General features: G+C 36.7%; 16 protein-coding genes. 4 read left to right on the top strand and 12 right to left on the bottom strand.

The features are described 5' to 3' along the window. Positions 1 to 77: 77 nt before the first annotated feature. The 3 genes from AC1FXZ_RS12425 to AC1FXZ_RS12415 form a co-directional block, all read right to left on the bottom strand. Entirely contained in the window at positions 78 to 665 is a 588-nt protein-coding gene (locus tag AC1FXZ_RS12425; protein ID WP_480054061.1) for a hypothetical protein, read from the bottom strand. A gap of 32 nt (positions 666 to 697) precedes the next feature. Next, positions 698 to 1,621 carry an SDR family NAD(P)-dependent oxidoreductase gene (locus tag AC1FXZ_RS12420; RefSeq protein WP_480054059.1) on the bottom strand — a complete coding sequence of 308 codons (924 nt, stop codon included), beginning with the start codon at positions 1,619 to 1,621 and terminating at the stop codon, positions 698 to 700. 115 nt (positions 1,622 to 1,736) lie between these two features. Continuing rightward, positions 1,737 to 2,966 carry an FAD-dependent monooxygenase gene (locus AC1FXZ_RS12415; protein WP_480054057.1) on the bottom strand — a complete coding sequence of 410 codons (1,230 nt, stop codon included), beginning with the start codon at positions 2,964 to 2,966 and terminating at the stop codon, positions 1,737 to 1,739. Between the two features lie 200 nt (positions 2,967 to 3,166). Here AC1FXZ_RS12415 and AC1FXZ_RS12410 point away from each other — a divergent pair, with 200 nt between their 5' ends. After that, entirely contained in the window at positions 3,167 to 3,928 is a 762-nt protein-coding gene (locus AC1FXZ_RS12410; RefSeq protein ID WP_480054055.1) for an IclR family transcriptional regulator, read from the top strand. Positions 3,929 to 3,958: 30 nt separating this feature from the next. Further along, positions 3,959 to 4,744 (top strand): IclR family transcriptional regulator, encoded by a 786-nt coding sequence (locus tag AC1FXZ_RS12405; protein ID WP_480054053.1) that lies wholly within the window; start codon positions 3,959 to 3,961, stop codon positions 4,742 to 4,744. A 108-nt stretch (positions 4,745 to 4,852) separates the two neighbouring features. Here the strand turns inward: AC1FXZ_RS12405 and AC1FXZ_RS12400 are convergent, their stop codons facing one another. The 7 genes from AC1FXZ_RS12400 to AC1FXZ_RS12370 all read right to left on the bottom strand — a co-directional run bounded on the left by AC1FXZ_RS12400 (position 4,853) and on the right by AC1FXZ_RS12370 (position 15,578). Then, entirely contained in the window at positions 4,853 to 6,424 is a 1,572-nt protein-coding gene (locus AC1FXZ_RS12400; RefSeq protein WP_480054051.1) for a class I adenylate-forming enzyme family protein, read from the bottom strand. 117 nt (positions 6,425 to 6,541) lie between these two features. After that, a complete protein-coding gene (locus tag AC1FXZ_RS12395) occupies positions 6,542 to 7,321 on the bottom strand; it encodes an enoyl-CoA hydratase-related protein (RefSeq protein WP_480054196.1) in 780 nt (259 codons plus the stop codon). A gap of 19 nt (positions 7,322 to 7,340) precedes the next feature. Next, positions 7,341 to 8,195 carry a 3-hydroxyacyl-CoA dehydrogenase family protein gene (locus AC1FXZ_RS12390; RefSeq protein WP_480054050.1) on the bottom strand — a complete coding sequence of 285 codons (855 nt, stop codon included), beginning with the start codon at positions 8,193 to 8,195 and terminating at the stop codon, positions 7,341 to 7,343. Between the two features lie 242 nt (positions 8,196 to 8,437). Continuing rightward, positions 8,438 to 10,633 (bottom strand): helix-turn-helix domain-containing protein, encoded by a 2,196-nt coding sequence (locus tag AC1FXZ_RS12385; RefSeq protein WP_480054048.1) that lies wholly within the window; start codon positions 10,631 to 10,633, stop codon positions 8,438 to 8,440. A gap of 217 nt (positions 10,634 to 10,850) precedes the next feature. Continuing rightward, positions 10,851 to 11,573, bottom strand: coding sequence for a YczE/YyaS/YitT family protein (locus tag AC1FXZ_RS12380; RefSeq protein WP_480054046.1), 723 nt, complete (start codon positions 11,571 to 11,573; stop codon positions 10,851 to 10,853). A gap of 310 nt (positions 11,574 to 11,883) precedes the next feature. Continuing rightward, positions 11,884 to 13,965: a (Fe-S)-binding protein gene (locus AC1FXZ_RS12375; RefSeq protein ID WP_480054044.1), complete on the bottom strand. Its 2,082-nt coding sequence runs from the start codon at positions 13,963 to 13,965 to the stop codon at positions 11,884 to 11,886. 170 nt (positions 13,966 to 14,135) lie between these two features. Beyond that, entirely contained in the window at positions 14,136 to 15,578 is a 1,443-nt protein-coding gene (locus tag AC1FXZ_RS12370; protein ID WP_480054042.1) for a sigma-54 interaction domain-containing protein, read from the bottom strand. Positions 15,579 to 15,992: 414 nt separating this feature from the next. Here AC1FXZ_RS12370 and AC1FXZ_RS12365 point away from each other — a divergent pair, with 414 nt between their 5' ends. Beyond that, the gene (locus AC1FXZ_RS12365; RefSeq protein WP_480054040.1) at positions 15,993 to 16,616 is read left to right on the top strand and encodes an NUDIX hydrolase; all 624 of its coding nucleotides are present in this window, start codon (positions 15,993 to 15,995) and stop codon (positions 16,614 to 16,616) included. A gap of 6 nt (positions 16,617 to 16,622) precedes the next feature. Here AC1FXZ_RS12365 and AC1FXZ_RS12360 read toward each other — a convergent pair whose 3' ends face one another. Further along, on the bottom strand, positions 16,623 to 18,122 hold the full coding sequence (locus AC1FXZ_RS12360) for an MDR family MFS transporter (protein WP_480054038.1): 1,500 nt from the start codon (positions 18,120 to 18,122) through the stop codon (positions 16,623 to 16,625). Between the two features lie 152 nt (positions 18,123 to 18,274). Beyond that, a complete protein-coding gene (locus tag AC1FXZ_RS12355) occupies positions 18,275 to 18,520 on the bottom strand; it encodes a YrhC family protein (RefSeq protein WP_480054036.1) in 246 nt (81 codons plus the stop codon). A 227-nt stretch (positions 18,521 to 18,747) separates the two neighbouring features. Here AC1FXZ_RS12355 and AC1FXZ_RS12350 point away from each other — a divergent pair, with 227 nt between their 5' ends. Next, a complete protein-coding gene (locus tag AC1FXZ_RS12350) occupies positions 18,748 to 19,998 on the top strand; it encodes an adenosylhomocysteinase (RefSeq protein WP_480054034.1) in 1,251 nt (416 codons plus the stop codon). The last annotated feature ends 47 nt before the right edge of the window (positions 19,999 to 20,045 follow it).

The raw sequence follows: 20,045 nt of genomic DNA, 5'->3' as shown, positions 1-20,045 counted from the left end.
TGAAAAGCAAAAAAGGTACATCCCCAAATGAGTAGTAAAAACTAACTCATTTAGTAGATGCCCTTTCTCTAGTAACCCTATATTACAGAAAACTGATTATCATATAAACCAAGAGGTAAGTGACCCTTTTCAACTATCTCAATAAGCGCCAAGAACGGGTTCACCTCAAAGCCTTCTAAATCCCCAAGCAATTCCCACGCTACCGCTAAACCAGCAATATACATACCAGTAACAGTAGCAATATGAATAACTTTTCGGTCATATTGTTCTAATTCACTAAAAGCCCCCTCATATGAACCATGAAACGCTTGTTCAGGAACAACATCGTTAGCAAAGGACAAAAGCTCTTCACGTCCAGATTCTACAGCCTTTTGCTTTATCCTCTCAGGAATATCTTGTAAATCTCTCCACAAAGGGCTTGTTTCTAAATGCATATCTTCAAAAAAAGCAGGTAGTTGTTCTTTTGTTAACCAATTTACTTGGTAACCATCAACTTTTAAATGATTTGTGAAATCTTTAATTGCTTTCTCTGCTTCTACTCTCCCATTTTGTTTCCCGAGATTTTCGTACCAGTTTATTTCATTTAAACGCGACACAAGAATCGCAACATTATTACCATTAGGTCCATAAATTTCCGTATTTTTCTTTTCTAACGCTGTTACCATATTATCCTCTCCCTTATATTTACATACTTATATTAAAGAAAAGGAGATACAGGAACTTGCCATAAGTTGTTATGATCCTTTTCAACTAATTGACAAAGTTCATCGTATGACCATTTCTCTTCGTTTGATTCCTTTGTTACGGCCGGTTTAGCATAACTCCAAATAGATAGCTCTTTACCTGCAATCCCAAAGCACTGTCCTGAAATTTCCCGTCCAGAATTCGAAATAAGAAAACCGATTAATGGAGCTACTTGGTCAGGTTTACGAGATTGTAGCTTGCGTAGTTTCTCTTCACCAACAACTTTTTTCATCACTTCTTCCGGAATATTCTCAGACATTTCCGTCCATGCAGCGGGAATAACAGCATTAACTTGGATATTTTTTCTTGCAAGTTCTGCACTCCATGTTAAAGTCATTGCTAAAAGTCCACCTTTAGCTGCAGCATAGTTAGTTTGACCTGGGTTACCTGCAACTGCCGAAGCAGCAATCATATTGACTATGCAGCCACTACCTTGCTCAGCCATTGGCCCTGCAACAGCTTTCATACAATAATAAGGTCCCTTTAAATTAGTATTTATAACCTCATCAAACTCATCATCTTCCATTTTAAGTAGACTATTATCACGGGTGATGGCTGCATTATTAATTAACGTATCAATTTTCCCAAATCTATCAAGTGTTTCTTTAACGATTCGAGTTGCTCCAGCACGAGTCGCCACACTTTCCACGATCCCATAGATGTTGCTACCTTTTGAGTCGAGCTTATCAATAGCCTCTTGAATTCGCTCATTCAGATGGTCAACAATAACGACATCAGCCTCTTGTTCTAAACAATATTGAGCAATCGCAAATCCAATTCCACGTCCTCCACCTGTAACGATAATAACTTTATCTCTTAAATGACCGATTGTAATGCACCTCTTGCCTAGATTATCTTGATTTGAAAAATTCCACACCTTACTAACTACTTTCGCAGGAGGTGTGGAATTAACATTACTACTGCAACACAGGAGACATTAGTAATTTCATATACTAGCTACGCTCCCGAACCATTGATCTACTCTTTAACGCTTAATACTTAGTTGTTAATTCAGGTGGTCCTGACTTCGGTCCATAAGGGCCTTCATCCAACCATCTACCTAACTTAGGTACTACTGGTGTAAGAGACGCTGCAAGCTCACGCTTCATATTCATATATGATGAATTACCTTGAAGATGCTCTAGTGCCGTTGTTGAACCATTACGATTCCACTCTGCTGCAATTTTACGCTCTTTGGCTGCAGCTTGAATTGCTTCATTTGCAACTGTTGAATCATCTGTCTTAAGCGCTTTTGCAATACCATTAACCGATATAACAGCATCTGGTACTCCTGAATTTAACCCACGGGCGCCAAATGGAGCGAATAGATGTGCCGCTTCACCGACAAGTAGAACTTTATTATTCTTGTCAGTGAAAGAGTTCGCGACAACTTGATGGAAACGGTAAGAAGATACCCATGTAATACGCTCAGCATATTTAGCATCCATTACGTTTGGTAACCATTTTTTTACTCCTTCAATTTCAGTGAAATCGTCTGGATTGTCTCCTTCTAGAAGTTGTAAATCAATTCTCCATCCACCTTTAAATGGAACTAACATAACATTTCGTCCACCCATAGCTTGGTGTTGATAGTGGAATACCCTTTCAACCGGAAGTGGATTCTCTTCATCTTCTTTAACATCAACAACTAAAAATGTATCATTTGTTCGAGGTCCCTCTAATTTCATTCCAGCTGTTTCTCTCACAACTGAGCGAGCTCCATCTGCACCAATAACATATGAGGCTTCCCAAATATCTCCAGACTCTGTTACAATTTGCGCTCCATTTTCATCTGTTTTAACCTCTTTAACTGGTGTATCCCAAACAAACTCTACATCTGCTTCTATACAAGCATCAAACATATGGCGTTCTATTTCATCTTGATGTAAACTTGTAAATGGAGGTAACTTTGTTGGATGATGCATATCAGTAACACCATAGTTTTTTACATATACTTCCTTACCACGGAATAATGTACGCTTAACTGGCCAAGCGATTCCATTTCTAGCAAGTGTGAAGCCAAGTCCTGGAGAAATCTCTTCTAAGTGAGTTAACGTCGCCTTATGGATATAAATTGCACGACTTCCTGGACGTGGACGGTCTTTTGGATCCGCTTCCAATACCGTAACTTCAATTCCTTTGCTTCTAAGAGCTAGGGCTGCTGTCAAGCCAACAGGACCTGCTCCAACTACAACTACTTGTCGTTTTTCAACCGTACTCATAAATAAATCCCCCCAACTATTTTAAGAAAGCGTTTGCTTTTGTAAGCTTCTGAATTCATTATAAAATTTATGTTATAGTTATAATAGATCTTTGTTCTTTTATATGGAACGTTTTAGAGATATTTTTAATTTTTTATGAGTGAAGAATGGTATCGTTTCTCCTTCTGTTTAAACTTGATTACGAAAAGAGTGGGATTTCAATGACTAATACAAATAAATTTACTTCACTAGAGAATTCATTGCGATTATTGAAATGTTTTTCAATAGAAGAACCAGAAATTGGAGTTAGCGAGCTCGCTCAAAAATTAAATATTGCCAAAAGTACCACTCATCGTTTACTTAGTACACTAGCAAGTGAAGGGTTTGTCCATAAAGATCCTTATTCAAATCAATATAGTTTAGGGGTCTCCGTTTTGTCGTTAACAAACACCGTCACATCTCAATTAAAAATCATACAAGAAGCAAATCCAATTCTTAAAGAACTTACTAGTAAAATGGGGGAAAGTTCCCACATCGGGATCATTGAAGGGACTAGCATTATCTATCTTCAAAAAGTAGAGTGTAGGTTTCCAGTAACATTAAACTCACACATCGGAAAGAGAAACCCTATTCATTGTACGAGCAGTGGCCAAGTTTTACTAGCGCACCAGAAAGGTGAATTTATAGAAAGAATTATATCTGGTCCATTAAAGAAATTCACCAAATTCACCATTACTCAACCAGAAAAATTAATAGAGAGATTAACCTTAATAAAAAAACAGGGCTTCGTTTCATGTGAACAAGAGCTGCACGAAGGAATTATATCAATTGCAGCCCCAATATATAATGCTAAGAATAAAGTGATTGCATCTATAGATGTAACTGGACCCATTAAGCGAATCTATCCATCAAAAGAACAAATCATAAAATACGTGTTAATTGCTAGTGAGCAATTATCTAACACCATTATCTCAAGAAAATAATTTAAGATTCAGTTTGAGGAGGGCTGCTTTATGTCAAAATTACAAGATCCAAATTTATTATCCTCCGTTAAAAATGCTATGAAAATATTACGTTTATTTAAAGTTAACCAAAATGAACTTGGTGTAACAGAAATTGCTGAGAAACTTCACCTGCCTAAAAGTACAGTTCATCGTCTAATAAAAACGTTAGCAAAGGAAAATTTCCTATCGAAAAACCCACGTACAAATCGTTACCGATTAGGTCTTTCCCTTCTTACATTAGGTGGTGTTGTAACTGTACAGAGGGAAGTCTATCAAGATGCTCTTCCTATTTTAAACACACTCGTTCAAACACTTAAAGAAACGGCTCATATCTGTTTATTAGAGAAAAATGAAGTTGTCTACTTATACCGAGTGGAAAATCATAGTTCCACCCCTTTAGTTACAACAATTGGAAGGAGAAACCCTGTTCATTGTACAAGTGAAGGAATGGCAATTTTAGCCTATCAACATGAAGACCGTATCAAACAAGTTCTACAAGATGAACTCTCTTCCTTTACACCTCATACAATTACAGATCCTAAGACGTTAGAAAAAGAGCTACAAAAAATAAAGAGTAGAGGATATGCTATCTCTAAACACCAGTATTATGAAGGCTTTATTGGGATTGCAGTTCCTATACGTGACTATACTGATGAAGTTGTTTCCTCTTTAGCTGTTATAGGACCTACATCAAGAATTACCGAAAATAAATATATGTATTTCCTAGAAGAACTAAAAAAAGCAGCCGAAGAAATCTCCGAATTACTAGGTTACTATCGGTCAGACATTTATTAGAACACATTATAATTAACAAAAGGGGGTGTCCCAAAGGTTGATTTTCACCTTTTAGGACACCCCCTCTATTTTCGCCTTTTAGGCGCCTCTTTGTAAAATATGCAAACGTTAACGTAGCGACGTCTTAAACTCATTTCGTAGTTCTTCTTCTAAAGCGACTTTCTTTATCTTTCCACTGGCCGTCATTGGTAATTCATCAAGAAAAACAAATCGGTCTGGAATCTTATAATTTGCCACTTTTTCTTTAATAAAAGCCTTCATTGACTCTTCATCTTCTACTTGATTGGGTTTTAACTTGATTGCTGCACAGGTTATTTCACCTAATACGGTATCTGGTAATCCAATAACCGCTATTTCTAATACACTTGGATGCTTATAGAAAAGTTCTTCTATTTCACGCGGATAAATGTTATACCCACCACGAATAATCATTTCTTTTTTACGTCCAACGATTCGAATATAACCACTCTCATCAATGGTTGCTAAATCACCTGTATAAAACCAACCAGCTTCATCCTTAACTTCTTCTGTTTTTTCAGGCATACGATAATAGCCTTTCATAACGCCAAAGCTTCGGATCGCTAATTCTCCAACATCACCCTTTACTTCTTCCCGATAGGAGTCAACAACTTTCGCTTCTGCTCCCTCAAGGACTTTTCCAACCGTTTCCGATCGGAGTAAATCACTGTCTGAAAAGCTCGTCATCGTGACTCCGGCTGAAGATTCTGTTAACCCATATGAGACAACAACATCGCAGCCCATCTTATTACGGATCTTTCTCACGATTTCTTCTGGACATGGCGCTGCAGCAATTATTCCTGTTCGTAATGACGATAAATCAGCCTGGTCAAATTCTGGATGATTTAATTCAAGAATAAACATAGTTGGCACACCATGATGAACAGAGATTTTTTCTTGTTCAATTAACTTTAATGCCGGGCCAGCTTTGAACTTTTCCATAAAAACAATTTTTGCCCCAGCTGAAATAGCCGATAGAATACCAGGTACCATACCAAAAACATGGAATGCGGGAACCGCGACCAAAAAAACGTCTTCACTTGTACATTCCAATGACTCTGCTGATACTTTTGCAGTATGGACAACGTTTTTATGTGTTAACATCGCACCCTTTGGTTTCCCTGTAGTACCAGACGTATAGAGAATCGAAAATATGTCTTCTTTGGAATCAATCTTCACTTCGGGAACGGATGCCTGTTTCCCTAACTGTAACAAGTCTTCATAAGAACAATACTCATCACTTTGAAAACGAACAGTAAAAATATTTTCGAGTGAATATTGATTGCTTTCTTCCTTAATATAATGCTTAAACATGTCAACATGTCCAAAGTCCTTAGCAATAAAGACAGCTTTGGCTCCTGAATTCTCCAGAATGTATTCCAATTCTTCAGTACGATACCTCGTATTAGCTGGAACTAAAATTGCACCTATAGTAGCCAACCCAAAATAAACAGCAACAAACTCATGCCAATTCGGTAAACAAACAATTACTCTATCACCTTTTTGGATCCCTTTTTGAGATAAGGCAGAAGCTATTTGTCTTGATTGATCATAGAGCTCTTGATAAGTGATTCGATTCTCACCATCATAGATAACTTCTTTGTTTGGATTTACTTCGTATGTCTGTTCTAAAACTTCTGCTAGTGTCAAATCATAACCCATAACAAAATTTCCTCCCTAGAGTGTGGTTCCTCGATTGCATTGATTGAATTGCATATTTCATCTTAAAGTAGAGGTATGGTGTTTGTATCCTCCCATACCTCTAAAAGACTTCTTATACTAGCGTCCTGTATAGACTGGTTTTCTTTTATCAACGAAAGCTTGTAGTCCTTCTTTACGGTCTTCAGTAGCAAAGGCATTACCAAAGCATGCTGACTCAACTGTTAAGCCTGCCTCTATATCTACGTTCGCTCCCGTATTAACAGCTACCTTAACCATACGTAATGCAACTGGTGGTTTTTGTGCTAACTTTCCAGCCCACTCTTTTGCTTCTGATAACAATTCTTCTTTCGATACGACTTTATTCACGATTTGTAAGCTTAACGCTCTCTCTGCATCGAACATATCACCGAAGTACAGTAATTCCTTAGCGATTCCTTGCCCTACAATTCTTTGCAAGCGTTGTGTACCACCCCCACCAGGGATAATACCTAAGCCCACTTCAGGAAAAGCAAATTTTGCTTTATCAGAACATAAGCGCAAATCACAAGCCAATGCTAATTCTAATCCTCCCCCTAAAGCTAACCCATTCACTGCAGCAATTACTGGTTTAGTCAAGTTTTCAACCTTCGTGAAAGCATTTCTAGATACTCGATTCATGTCTGCAATACCTACCGTATCTAAATGCATCATCTCATTTAGGTCAGCACCTGCAACAAACGCTTTTTCACCACTGCCAGTAAGTACAATGGCACGTACTTCTTCATTTTCCTCAAGTTCGCCCATTAGAGTATCAATCTCTTTAAACACTTGTGTATTTAATGGATTAACGGGTGGTCGATTAATTGTAACAACTGCCACTTTATTTTCAATTTCACATTGTAAGAACTCCAAATTCATTGCTTTTCCCTCCAATTGATTATTCGTAGTCATAGAAGCCAGCTCCCGTCTTTTTACCTAATCTTCCTGCCCTTACTAGTTGTTTAATTAATAATGGTGGTGCAAAACGTGAATCATCAAACTCTTCTTTAAAATATTCCATTACATGATAACCGATATCTACTCCTGCAAAATCTTGTAATGTGAAAGGACCCATTGGATAATTTAAGCCAAGAGTAACAGCCTTATCAATATCTTCTGCAGATGCCACACCTTCTTCAAGAAGTTTAATCGCTTCTATAAATTGTGGAATCATAATTCGATTAACAATAAATCCTGGAGTGTCCTTATTAACAACAACAGATTCTTTGTTCAATTCTTTTGAAAGCGCTTTTAATTGTTCGACTGTTTCATCACTAGTTTTATATCCTCGAACGATTTCAACTAGTTTCATAATTTGAGCTGGGTTGAAGAAATGCAGTCCAGCAACACGATCAGGTCGATTTGTCGCTTCAGCAATCGTTGTAATCGACATAGATGATGTATTCGTTGCCAAAATGACATGCTCAGGTACAATTTCGTCTAATTTAGAAAAAACATCTTTTTTCACTTCTAAATCTTCAATTACAGCCTCTATAACAATATCAGCATTTTTCAAATCCTCTAACTCTGTTGTTACCTTTATTCTCTCAAGCACCTCTGCTTTTTGCTCGACTGTCATTTTTCCTTTGGCAACGCTTTTTTCCATAAATTTATTAATTCTTGTTAATCCACCTTGTACATACTTTTCTTCAATATCTCTTAAAATAACGTTAAACCCTGATATAGCTGCAAGGTTGGCAATCCCACTTCCCATTGCCCCAGCACCGACGACTCCTACTGTTTTTATGCTCATCCGAATCCCCTCCTAAATGTATCACCACTTTTATTATTTTCTATGTTTTCATTATAGAATGAACAATCATCAAAAAATACCTTCATAATGTAGGAAACTCATGATCTTTTTTTAACTGCTTGACGGATAACCCTTTCTGTTCCCAAAAAAAAAGATTATCCTATAGTCAAATTCACTCCTAATTTAACAATCTACAGGAGTCTGACCTTATAAGATAACCTCTAAACATAATTAATTAAGTTCTACGTTGTAGAATACATATCATATAATTTATAAGCCATCATTAAATCAAAGCGATGACCTGAATCACTAAGTTCAATCCCTAATAAGCTTTCTATCTTCTCTAAACGATATAAAAGGGAGCTTCTATGAATAAATAATTCTTTAGCGCTTTCTTTTATACTTCCATTGTGATGGAGAAACACTCGCAATGTTTTAAATAAATCCATATTCTTGCCTTCTGAGTACTCAATCAATGGCTCCAAATGTATTTGAATAAATAGAGTAGCTATTTCAGAGTTCTTCAAATGATGCAATAATGTATAGGATCCTAATTCCTCAAACAAAGCAAAACCCGCATCTTTAAAGCGATGGTAAACGACATTTAATGCCTGAACTGCTTGTTGATAAGCCGGATAGTAACTTGCTAGCTTATCTGTTTTCCCTCCTATTCCTACGAGGATTGTACATGGAATACCATCTAATTCTACTCTTTTTTTGATATTTTCATAAAGTTTAGCCCAATAACGTTTTGGATTTTCTTTTTCTTTTTCTAAGGGAGCAATAAGAATATAATGTTCTCCTTTATTTGCTATTAAAATATCTTGATCATACATCATAATTTTTGTTTTTAATTTATCCCATAACAACGACTTTTTTGCTTGTTCTTCTAGGAGGTTCTGGTTAGTTTCCTCTTGTCCATCCCATGTAATAGATAGAACAGCCACTCTATGAGGGCTGAATAAATTCCAGTTAAACAAGTTTGCATACTGGATAATACTATCCTCATCTTCTATTTTGCTCACTAGTAATTTATGGACAAATCCATCTTTAACTTGTTCCTTTGCATCTAAAACGAGTTTTTGTTTAATAAATTGAATTGAATAAATATTTCGCGCTAAATCAATACTCAATCTGTAAAAATCGTCTATCTCTTCATCCGTAATGTCAATAGCTAGGTAGCCCAATAAATCCCCACCACCATTTATCGGCCACACACCAACCTTTTTTTCATTTTCCATCGAGAACCATAAATCCTGATTCTTTTTCTGAAAAGTTTTTACTGTAGCAATCTCCACCAGTTGTTGGAATTGATCTTCATCTAACTGATATAATTTATAAGCTATCGGTCTCATAAAGCGATCAAATAAAATCACTGACCTTGTAAACAGTTGACTTAAAGTTAAGGTAATCCCGTCAAAATTATCATCCTCAACAGTTTCTTTTACAAGTGCTTGTTGATACTCCATTAAATAATGCAACCTTTGCTTATGATCTCTTTCATTATTGTAAAGACGGGCATTTTCAAGCATGGCTGACACATGATTACATAACAACTCCAAAATTCCTAAATCCTCATCTTTAAAGAAACCTTGTTCCTTATTTTCAACATGGAGAACACCAATTGTTTTTAAATTAATAACAAGAGGAACTGTGAGTTGTGGTCCTCCAGGGGTTTCTAAGTACGGGAAATATTCCTTTAGTAAATAATTTTCTTCAATCATAATGCTTTTAGATTGGTTTACCTCTCCATACAAAGGTGGTTGAAAAGTAAAACAATTATCAGTTTCATTATATAAATAAATGCATGCTCCCCTTGCATTTGTTGCTTTACCGGCACGTTCTACTATCTTTTCGACTACCTGATCAATAGAACTATCTAATGTTAGATTTTTACTGATCCATTCAATGCCTTTCATTTTATTCTTTTGCATTTCCTTTTGTTTAGATAATGACAACGCAACCGCTACATCCTTACCAAACTCCACAAATGCCTTTTGCATTTCAAGTAATAATTGAACGTATTCTACAAAGCCAATGATACAAAAACCGAACCGGTTCGAATCATCCTTTAACGGAATCGTAAACCAAGTTGCAAGTCTTTCTTCTTTTAACAAGTTTGTAAATTCGCAACTAGACTTTTCCTTAATATTTTGAAATACCAAACTTTTGTTTAAAAGCGACGGCGAGCACTGTTCAACTTTAAGAGGGAATGCTTCAATCATTTTAGTTTGAACCCCACTCCAAACTTTTGGAATAAGAAGGTTTCCCTCTTGAAAAAATATTCCGATAAAATCACAATTGAGTTCAGTTCGAAATGAGTCACTCAAGTATTGTAACGTTTCTTCTTTCGTATCGAATTTTACAAGTTGTCTTGCAGTCATTCGCAAATGATTTTCTAGTCTATTTAACAGTACTTCTCTTTTACTCATTTGCATTCGAAACTCTCCTTCCTATCTTCGAACAATCTATGTTAAGAAAGGGTTTTATCTAAACTGAGGAAAACACCAATAAGAACGTTTACACACCCTTGAATACTTTGATGAATTTTATTTAATCATAACATTATTCAGACATATATTTCATTCTTTCCTTCAATTTTTGTTGGAAAGTAAAACAACACTCCAAAAAAAATGGAATGTTGTTTTACTTTGCTTATAGACTTTTTTTCTTAACTTGTTGTACAACCATCCCCTTATCTGCGCTTAACACTAGCTCGACCCTTCTAATAATCTTTCTCCAAAACTTTAAAAATAACTGCATGACAGGACCAATTAAGAATACAGCTAGGAAAGTCCCTATTGCCACAGGGCCTCCAAGTAACCAACCTAATCCTAGCGCTAATGATTCTAATATTGTCCGTACTGAACGGATTGACCATTTCAGTTTCTTAGCCAATACTATTGTCATACCGTCCCTTGGCCCCGCACCAATATTTGTTACCACATACATTCCTATTCCGAATCCCATTAATATTACACCTAAAAAAAATATTAGGAATTGCATCATAAAACCGGTATATGTTGGGATTATATTAGAATAAAGTATTAGATCAATAAACCACCCTGCTATAATTATATTTAATACACTACCAATCTGAGGCCAACTGTAGTCCAGGATACACGTAATAAATATCATAATAATGCCAACAATTTGGACCCATATTCCGATCGAAAAAGGTGTTTTATTAGAAAGTCCTATATGCAATACATCCCATGAAACTACACCTAAATTTGCTTTCATCATTAATACTACACCTAACGACAATATAAATAATCCTGTTATAAATAATATCCATTTAATCAACATAAAAAGTCTTTTTTTATAACAACCGTTTTTACTAGCTCCCTGCAAATTAAACCCTTCTTTCATGTCCATTCAAAACCACTCGCCCTACATATGTAGGTATTACTAGACACGATTTGGATGTCTAGACAGTAATCTTAGCAAGAGTCTTATATACTCACGGCATTCGTAAAGAAAGCTTTTCACTCTGTTCGTACTATCTTGTTTTAAGACAAGATACATAATTGAATTTTTGAAATATTATGTTAATAATAACAATAATATACTAAGAAATGGTTTTATAAAAGAGCATAGTTCCTCTATATGAAAAACTCTTAAAGAAAACTAAACCTTATTGAAAAAAGCTGCTCACAAAAAAATGTGAACAGCTTTTTCTTCCTAATTATGCAGTCAATGATTTTTCTAAAATTTCGACTAAGTCAAGCGTTTGAACGCCTTCTTCGACTTCTTTTGCTTTCGTTCCGTCACTTAACATCGTTAAGCAATACGGACAGCCACTTCCGATCACGGATGGCTCAACTTCAAGTGCCTGCTCCGTTCTAGCAACGTTCACACGAGTACCCGTATCTTCTTCCATCCACATCATGCCACCACCGGCTCCGCAACACATGCCGTCCTGGCGATTACGTTTCATTTCAACGATTTCTACTCCCGGAATCGCCTGTAAAATTTCGCGTGGTGGCTCGTAAACTTCGTTGTAACGTCCGAGATAACAAGAATCATGATAAACGATTTTTTCATTTACTTCATGTTTCGGCTTGATGCGGCCTTCCTTGATTAACTCTGCGAGTAATTCAGTATGGTGATAGACTTCAACATCTTCTAACCCAAACTCCGGATACTCATTTTTGAAGGTGTTGTAAGCATGTGGGTCAATCGTAACGATTTTTTTCACGTTATGCTTTTTGAACAATTCAATGTTTGCCGTTGCAAGCTCTTGGAACAAGAACTCATTCCCAAGACGCCTTGGCGTATCACCTGAGTTCTTTTCTTTGTTTCCGATAATCGCAAACTTCACATCTGCTTCATTCATCACCTTCGCAAAAGACTGTGCGATCTTTTGACTGCGTTTATCGTAGGAGCCCATTGAACCTGCGAAGAATAAAAATTCAAATTCTTCTCCTGCTTTCTCCATTTCTTTTACCGTCGGTACGTGAATATCATCACGGCCGTCTCTCCAGTTTTCGCGCTCTTTTCGGCTGATGCCCCACGGATTGCCTTGGCGCTCAATGTTTGTCATGGCGCGCTGGGCATCGGCATCCATTTGCCCTTCTGTTAACACAAGATAGCGACGCATATCGATGATCTTATCAACATGCTCATTCATCACCGGGCACTGATCTTCACAGTTACGGCATGTTGTACAAGCCCAAATCTCTTCTTCTGTTATTACATCACCAATTAAGCTAACGTCATAGCCCGCAGCTGCTTCCTTGCTTCCGGCTCCTTGCATCGCTAGTTGGTTCGCTTTCGTGTTCGAAAACGCATATGCTGGCAGCCAAGCTGATTTTGACGTTACAGCAGCCCCTTTTTCCGTTAAATGGTCGCGCATTTTCACGATTAAATCCATTGGTGAGAGCATCTTACCAGTTCCACTTGCTGGACACATATTCGTACAGCGTCCACACTCGACACATGCATAAAGATCGACAAGCTGCTTTTGGTTAAAGTCTTCAATTTTGTTGACTCCAAACACTTCTTGTTCTTCATCTTCAAAGTTAATCGAAGACAGTTGCCCAACTTTATGTGTACGCCCTAAAAAGACATTGACTGGCCCCGCAAGTAAGTGAGCATGCTTAGATTGTGGTACGTACACTAAAAATGTTAATAAGAATAATAAGTGCATCCACCAGAACACAAAGAATAAAGCGCCCGCAACAGCTGGAGACATAAAGCCAAAGACAGTGGCAATACCAGATGCGATCGGCTCAAACCCACTTAATGATTTTTCAAGCCAAATGAGTTCCATCCCTTTTGCGAGTAACTTAGATGTCATCAATCCCCCGATAAAAATCAACACAAGTCCAGCTTTCCAGTTGCGCTTCAGACGACCTAACTTTTCCACATAACGACGGTGGAATGCCCAGTAAACAGCAACTAAGATCATGAGAACGACAATTTCTTGGAAAAACGTAAAATAAGGATAAATCCCACCAAGTGGCAAATGCGAACCAATCGCAAGTCCTTTCCAAATTAAATCAATCGCCCCAAGTTGAACGAGTAAAAAGCCGTAGAAAAACATTAAATGAATCGTTCCACTCTTTTTGTCTTTCATCAATTTTTTCTGGCCAAATACATTGACCCAAATTGCATTAAGACGCTCCTTCATCGTATGTTGAAATTCTGCTTTCTTGCCGAGCTTAATGTATTCATACCTTGTTTTGACAAGTGTAATAAATAAATACACGGCATATAATGTAACAATGAGAAACAATACTATGTTAGCTCCAAGTAATATATTCATAACTTCACATCTCCTTCTTCCTTATGCCTTCACTCCTTCTATTGCAAAATTCATGCCAAGTCATGAAACACGCATCTATCTTATTTCTCTAGATCGCATTACAAAAACGGTGCATAAACAAAACACTAACTGGTGCACAAGTAAAACACGGTGATTATTATCACCGTGTTTTACTCCATCTCTTTTGTTATCCCATACTTTTTCATCTTTCTAACAATTGTCGTATGATCAACTTTCAAATGTTTGGAAGCCTTTCTAATGCTTCCATATGCTTTAATTGCTCTTTGGATCATCTCTTTCTCTGTTTTCTCTCTTAATTCAGCTAATGGAATAATTTCCCTTTCATCCATTATGCTCGGTAACTTAGTTTCAGGGTGTTTCGTAACTAATATTTCTTCAGGCATAACCGATGGTTTTATGCTATCTTCATCTGACATAATAACCATTCTTTCTATAGCATTTTCTAATTGACGTATGTTTCCAGGCCAAGTATACTGCTCTAATAACTTACAAGTTTCTTCATCTAAGCGTTTTCTTGTTTGATACTTTTCATTGTTCTTCTTTAAAAAATGGTAAGCAAGAGGAATGATATCCTCTTTTCTCTCCCTAAGTGGAGCAATTTCAATCGGAATTACATTTAATCGATAAAACAAGTCTTCTCGAAACTCACCTGTTTTCACCATTTCTTTTAAGTTGCGATGTGTTGCAGCTAGAAAACGCACCTGCAATTTTCTAGGTTTAGTAGAACCTACTCGGTAAAATTCACCGGTTTGCAAAACTCGAAGCAACTTCACTTGAACAGTTAACGGTAAATCTCCAACTTCATCCAATAAAACTGTGCCTTCATTTCCCATTTCAAGTAAACCAGCTTTTGTTCGTTCAGCCCCCGTAAATGCTCCTTTTTCATATCCAAATAACTCAGCCTCAATTAAATTCTCAGGAATAGCCCCACAATTTATTTGGATATAAGGCTTTTCCGAACGGAAACTCGAATTATGAATTGTTTTCGCGATTAATTCTTTCCCAACACCTGACTCTCCTCTAATGAGGACGGTCGCATCTGATTGAGCTACCTTAATCGATTTTTCAATTATCTTTTTCATCTGTGCACTAGTCGTTACGAATTCATCCATAACTAAAAAGCGTGTCCGTAATTCCTGTAACTCCGTATAATCTATATCTCGTTGGAGGTTATGTTCTTGGTGCAATTCATTTAGTTCGTTGATATCTCGAAAAGTAGCAATATAACAAACAATCTCGCCACCTTCATTCTTTATAGGAAGGCTTGTTGTGAAAATCTCTTTGCCAGTTCTTAATGTTTGTTCAATTGTAAGTGGATTTTTTTTCAGTTTTGATTGGGTTAAAATATAGCCTTTTTCTTGCATTTCTTCTGGTGTAAGCCCTAACATATCTTCATTTTTCAAACCAGATATCCGCTCAACAGCTTCATTAACAAAGAAAATACGACCATTCCTGTCACTGAGTAACAACCCATCATAAGAGTGATTTAAAAAATGAATGAGTCGCTCAAAAGATAAACACTCTGTTTCTGGATCGTAAAACACTTCGTACAAAGTTTCATTATTCATAAAGTTTTTTTGTATGTCTCTCATAAAACATCGCCCTTACTATTCTTTAATCAAAACCAATCTTTTGCTTATTATGATTTATAAAGTTCTTTATTTGATCATACCAAACAAATTAACTAATTATTATAAGAAACTAAATAATTAACGAAAAAGTAAATTTAAAACCTTGAAAATAAAAAAATGAGCGATTCATCGAATCGCTCGCAATGGGGGAGAGTAGAGAGAACATTTTGGAAGCTAGGTCAATGACCTTTCCTGTAATTAATGTACCCTATACTATTTCTACTTACAGCACTTTTGTTATATCATCTAACATAAAACTTAAAGCTACTAAAAAAGTGTGAAATCTATTAACATGTAAGATAAATAATAAACTCAGTAATTCGACATTAATAAACTTAATAAGTGCAATGTATTTTATTAGTAGGAGGTTAAAACATGAATGACTTCTCTTTCATTCAACAAAAGTTAACGAATAGAAAAAATGGAATCCTCAGTTCATCTAATACAATGAATTCAGCTATCGTTGTCCCATTAGTTCATGTAAATGATGAATTATCAATCGTTTTTGAAGTGAGGTCAAAAGCGTTAAATAAACAGCCAGGAGAAATTTGCTTTCCGGGTGGCAAAATTGACCAGAACGATTCATCTGCAGAAGCTGCTGCCGTCCGTGAACTATCAGAGGAAATAGGCATTCCTGAGGGCGAAGTTTCTATTATTGCTCCACTTGATATCCTTGTTACACCTTACCGAGGAATTATCTATCCGTATGTAGGTAAGTTAAAGAACCTGAGTGAAGTAAACATCAACCAAAAGGAAGTTGACCACATTTTTACTGTTCCTCTTTCTTTTTTAATGAGTTACAAACCAAAACAACATGTTATGAAGATGTGGCATGAACCTGGAGACGACTTCCCTATGGATAAAATTTCAAACCGGAAATCGTATACGAAACGTTATAACGAGACAGCTGAATACTTTTATTATTATCAAGACTATGTAATATGGGGTCTAACCGCGCGCATCCTTACCCATTTTTTAGAAATAACAAAACCAAGATAGCCCTAACTAGGCATCTTGGTTTTTCGATTGAACTGAATCCTTTGGCAATAGACTAATGAAAACAAAGCCGATTATCGCTAGTAAAAACAACGCCATAAATACTGCTGATAAACTGTTAGCAAGGATCATCTGCAATTGCTCTAGTTCACCTATTGAGAGCTGGGCCCTTTGTTCTGCTTCGAGTAAAACGTTGACTGCATCAATGTTTGGATCAATTGGTAACATCTCATCTGCTTGATTAAGAGATGTTTGTAATTGCTTATTTAAGACTCCTCCGAGAAACGCTACACCAACTGCTCCACCTAATTGACGCATAAAAATATTCATCCCTGTCGCTTCGCCTCTCACTTTCCAATCAACACTAGATTGAATCGAAACAATAAAGGTCGTTGTTGAAAAGCCCATACCAACCCCTAATAAAAACGATCCCAGCGCCGCCCAAAGGGGATGTGCTATATAGGGTAGCATCAAATAACATAAACTACTTAATATTAAAGCCACTCCACCAATAACTGCCGTAACCCGAAACCCAGTTTTTAGCATCATTTTTCCAGCTATCGTAGATGAAATTGGCCAGCCTATTGAGATAACTGTTAAAGTCAACCCAGCAATTAGAGGAGTTTGGCCAAGAACCCCTTGAACATAGGTTGGTAAATAGCTTGCGACTGCTAGTAACATGGCTCCAGACATAAATGAAGCTAAATTAGCATATCGTATTTCTTTTTTCTTCCATAGGGAGAGCGTGATCATCGGTTCTCTCACTCTACGCTCGTTCAGGATAAATAAAATAAAACTCATTAATGAAACACCACTTATGCTAATAAGCTGAAACGGAGTCAACAAGAGTTCACCATCAAATTGTACCAACACGAACATTAAAGATGATACAGATAAAAATAATAAAAACGCTCCTACATAGTCGATATTTTTCTTCTTTTTATCGACTTCTTCATGAAGGAAAAATATAACAATCAAAGCTGAAAGAATCCCTAACGGTACATTCATCCAAAATACCCAAGACCAATGAGCAAACTCCACAAATACAGCACCAAGAACCGGTCCTAAAATCGCGGAAACTCCCCATACACTTGCTAAATAGCCTTGAATGTTCGCTCTTTCTTCTTTGGTGTACATATCACCTACAATTGTTGTCGCTATTGGTTGAACTGCCCCCGCTCCTATCCCTTGTAATATACGGCTAATGATTAACATTTCCATTGACAATGAAAATCCACATAAAATAGATCCTAGCAAAAAGATCCCAATACCTATGGAGAATATAATTTTTCGCCCATACAAATCTGCAAGTTTACCATATAAAGGTATCATAACAACTTGCATTAGCAAATAGGCAGAAAAAACCCAACTAAATAATGAAAATCCCCCTAAGTCCGCAACGATCCCTGGCATCACTGTAGCTACAATTGTCGCTTCCACTGCCGCTAGAAACATCGACAACATAATTGCAGCAAGAACGAGCGGTCTTTTAGTCTTAGAATGTACCATGTATTACTCCCCTCAAACTCTTTCTCTTTTACTTTTATTTTGAAGTATGTACACATTTTATTATAGATACGTCTGTCTATAACCTTTAAGTTTATTATTTTAACACGAAAAAACTGACTTAACCTCAAGCTAAGTCAGCTCCTCATATATATTTAAGATTGATTGCTTTCTTCATACAATTGTTTCTGTGCTTTCATTGCAAGTCGATGAAACACAACTGCTGTAACAAGCGCTATAAATATACCACCAATAAATACACCTGGTAGTGTAATGGCTGCATTTTCTGTTGGAATCACTAATCCAATAAACATAAAGATGCTTAAAGACAATAAAATGAACCCGAATTGTTTATAATCTGCAATTTTCGCTTCAAGTTGTTTTACCTTTTTTTCTTCCATTTTATCTGCCTCCTACTAGATTCATTCTATCAGCTTTTAGCATGAATAGCAGATGTAATCTCTGTTAATACAGAAAAACAATTCCATCAGTGGGAACTGGTTAAATACTCTTAAAAAATAATAAAAATTTTTTTCAAGCACATTAATGTAGCAAACTTTCTTCTCATGTCATTATACGTTATGATAATGGTTAGTTGGAATTACATACAATGGAGGAAATAATAAATATGAAAAGCATCGTTCGTGATATGAGTCTCGCACCGGAAGGCCATTTAAAAATTGATTGGGTTAAAGAACATATGCCCGTCTTAAATCGTATTCGAGAAGAATTTGAAGTTACCCAACCATTCAAAGGGTTAAAAGTTGCTATCTGCCTGCATTTAGAAGCAAAAACAGCCTATCTCGCTAAAGTCGTTAAAGCAGGTGGAGCTGATGTTTATATCGCTGGAAGTAATCCTCTTTCTACACAAGATGATGTATGTGCTGCTCTTGCAGAGGATGGTATTACTGTTTTTGCGAAGCATCGTCCTGACCCAGAAGAATTTAAGCAACATCTAATTATGGCGCTTGAAGTCGAGCCTGATTTGATCATTGACGACGGAGGAGATTTTACAACTCTTCTACATTCAGAACGACCTGACCTTATTAAAAACATTCGTGGTGGTTGTGAAGAAACAACTACAGGTGTTATTCGCGATAAAGCACTAGAGAAATCAGGCGATCTTCCTTTTCCAATGATTGCAGTTAACGACGGCTATTGTAAACATCTTTTTGATAACCGTTATGGAACTGGTCAATCCGTTTGGGACAGTATTAACCGAACAACAAACTTAGTCGTTGCTGGTAAAACCGTTGTTGTCGTTGGCTACGGTTGGTGTGGCCGAGGTGTAGCGATGAGAGCGAAGGGGCTCGGTGCAAAGGTAATAGTCACAGAAGTAGATAGCATCAAAGCTATTGAAGCTTATATGGATGGCTTTGAAGTAATGTCGCTTGTTGATGCAGCTAAAAAGGGTGATTATTTTATCGCAGTAACTGGTAACCAATATGTAATAAGCCGTGAGCATATGGAAAATATGAAAGATGGGGCAATCCTTGCAAACGCAGGTCATTTTGATGTAGAAGTAAATAAGCATGCTCTTGATGAACTATCGACATCTAAACGTGAAGTTCGCAAAAACATTGAAGAGTATCTATTAAAAGATGGTCGTAAGCTTTATTTACTTGCAGAAGGACGTTTAGTGAACCTTGGTGCAGGTGATGGTCACCCAGCTGAAATTATGGATATGACCTTTGCCTTACAAGCTGTATCCCTAGCCTATGTTAATGAACACTACAAAGAAATTGGCAACCGTATTATTACAGTTCCGTATGAACTAGACCAACAAGTGGCACAGTTAAAGTTACAATCTCTTGGAATCAGTATTGATTCGTTAACAGAAAAGCAAAAAACCTATTTAGAGAGCTGGAAAATAGATTAAAGAAGTTAAAAAATGCCCCCTAGCAGTAACAGCTACGGGGCATTTAC

Source organism: Halalkalibacter sp. HAAS-P014 (genome assembly GCF_056619965.1).
The sequence above is the reverse complement of the archived record's forward strand: the minus strand, read 5'-3'. Positions and strand labels throughout refer to the sequence as shown.

Coding starts and splice junctions, on each gene's coding strand:
- AC1FXZ_RS12385 (WP_480054048.1), bottom strand. CDS start 10,633: ATGCAAATGAGTAAAAGAGAAGTACTGTTAAATAGACTAGAAAATCAT.
- AC1FXZ_RS12360 (WP_480054038.1), bottom strand. CDS start 18,122: ATGGTACATTCTAAGACTAAAAGACCGCTCGTTCTTGCTGCAATTATG.
- AC1FXZ_RS12375 (WP_480054044.1), bottom strand. CDS start 13,965: ATGAATATATTACTTGGAGCTAACATAGTATTGTTTCTCATTGTTACA.
- AC1FXZ_RS12410 (WP_480054055.1), top strand. CDS start 3,167: ATGACTAATACAAATAAATTTACTTCACTAGAGAATTCATTGCGATTA.
- AC1FXZ_RS12400 (WP_480054051.1), bottom strand. CDS start 6,424: ATGGGTTATGATTTGACACTAGCAGAAGTTTTAGAACAGACATACGAA.
- AC1FXZ_RS12415 (WP_480054057.1), bottom strand. CDS start 2,966: ATGAGTACGGTTGAAAAACGACAAGTAGTTGTAGTTGGAGCAGGTCCT.
- AC1FXZ_RS12380 (WP_480054046.1), bottom strand. CDS start 11,573: ATGGACATGAAAGAAGGGTTTAATTTGCAGGGAGCTAGTAAAAACGGT.
- AC1FXZ_RS12390 (WP_480054050.1), bottom strand. CDS start 8,195: ATGAGCATAAAAACAGTAGGAGTCGTCGGTGCTGGGGCAATGGGAAGT.
- AC1FXZ_RS12350 (WP_480054034.1), top strand. CDS start 18,748: ATGAAAAGCATCGTTCGTGATATGAGTCTCGCACCGGAAGGCCATTTA.
- AC1FXZ_RS12395 (WP_480054196.1), bottom strand. CDS start 7,321: ATGAATTTGGAGTTCTTACAATGTGAAATTGAAAATAAAGTGGCAGTT.
- AC1FXZ_RS12370 (WP_480054042.1), bottom strand. CDS start 15,578: ATGAGAGACATACAAAAAAACTTTATGAATAATGAAACTTTGTACGAA.
- AC1FXZ_RS12355 (WP_480054036.1), bottom strand. CDS start 18,520: ATGGAAGAAAAAAAGGTAAAACAACTTGAAGCGAAAATTGCAGATTAT.
- AC1FXZ_RS12405 (WP_480054053.1), top strand. CDS start 3,959: ATGTCAAAATTACAAGATCCAAATTTATTATCCTCCGTTAAAAATGCT.
- AC1FXZ_RS12425 (WP_480054061.1), bottom strand. CDS start 665: ATGGTAACAGCGTTAGAAAAGAAAAATACGGAAATTTATGGACCTAAT.
- AC1FXZ_RS12365 (WP_480054040.1), top strand. CDS start 15,993: ATGAATGACTTCTCTTTCATTCAACAAAAGTTAACGAATAGAAAAAAT.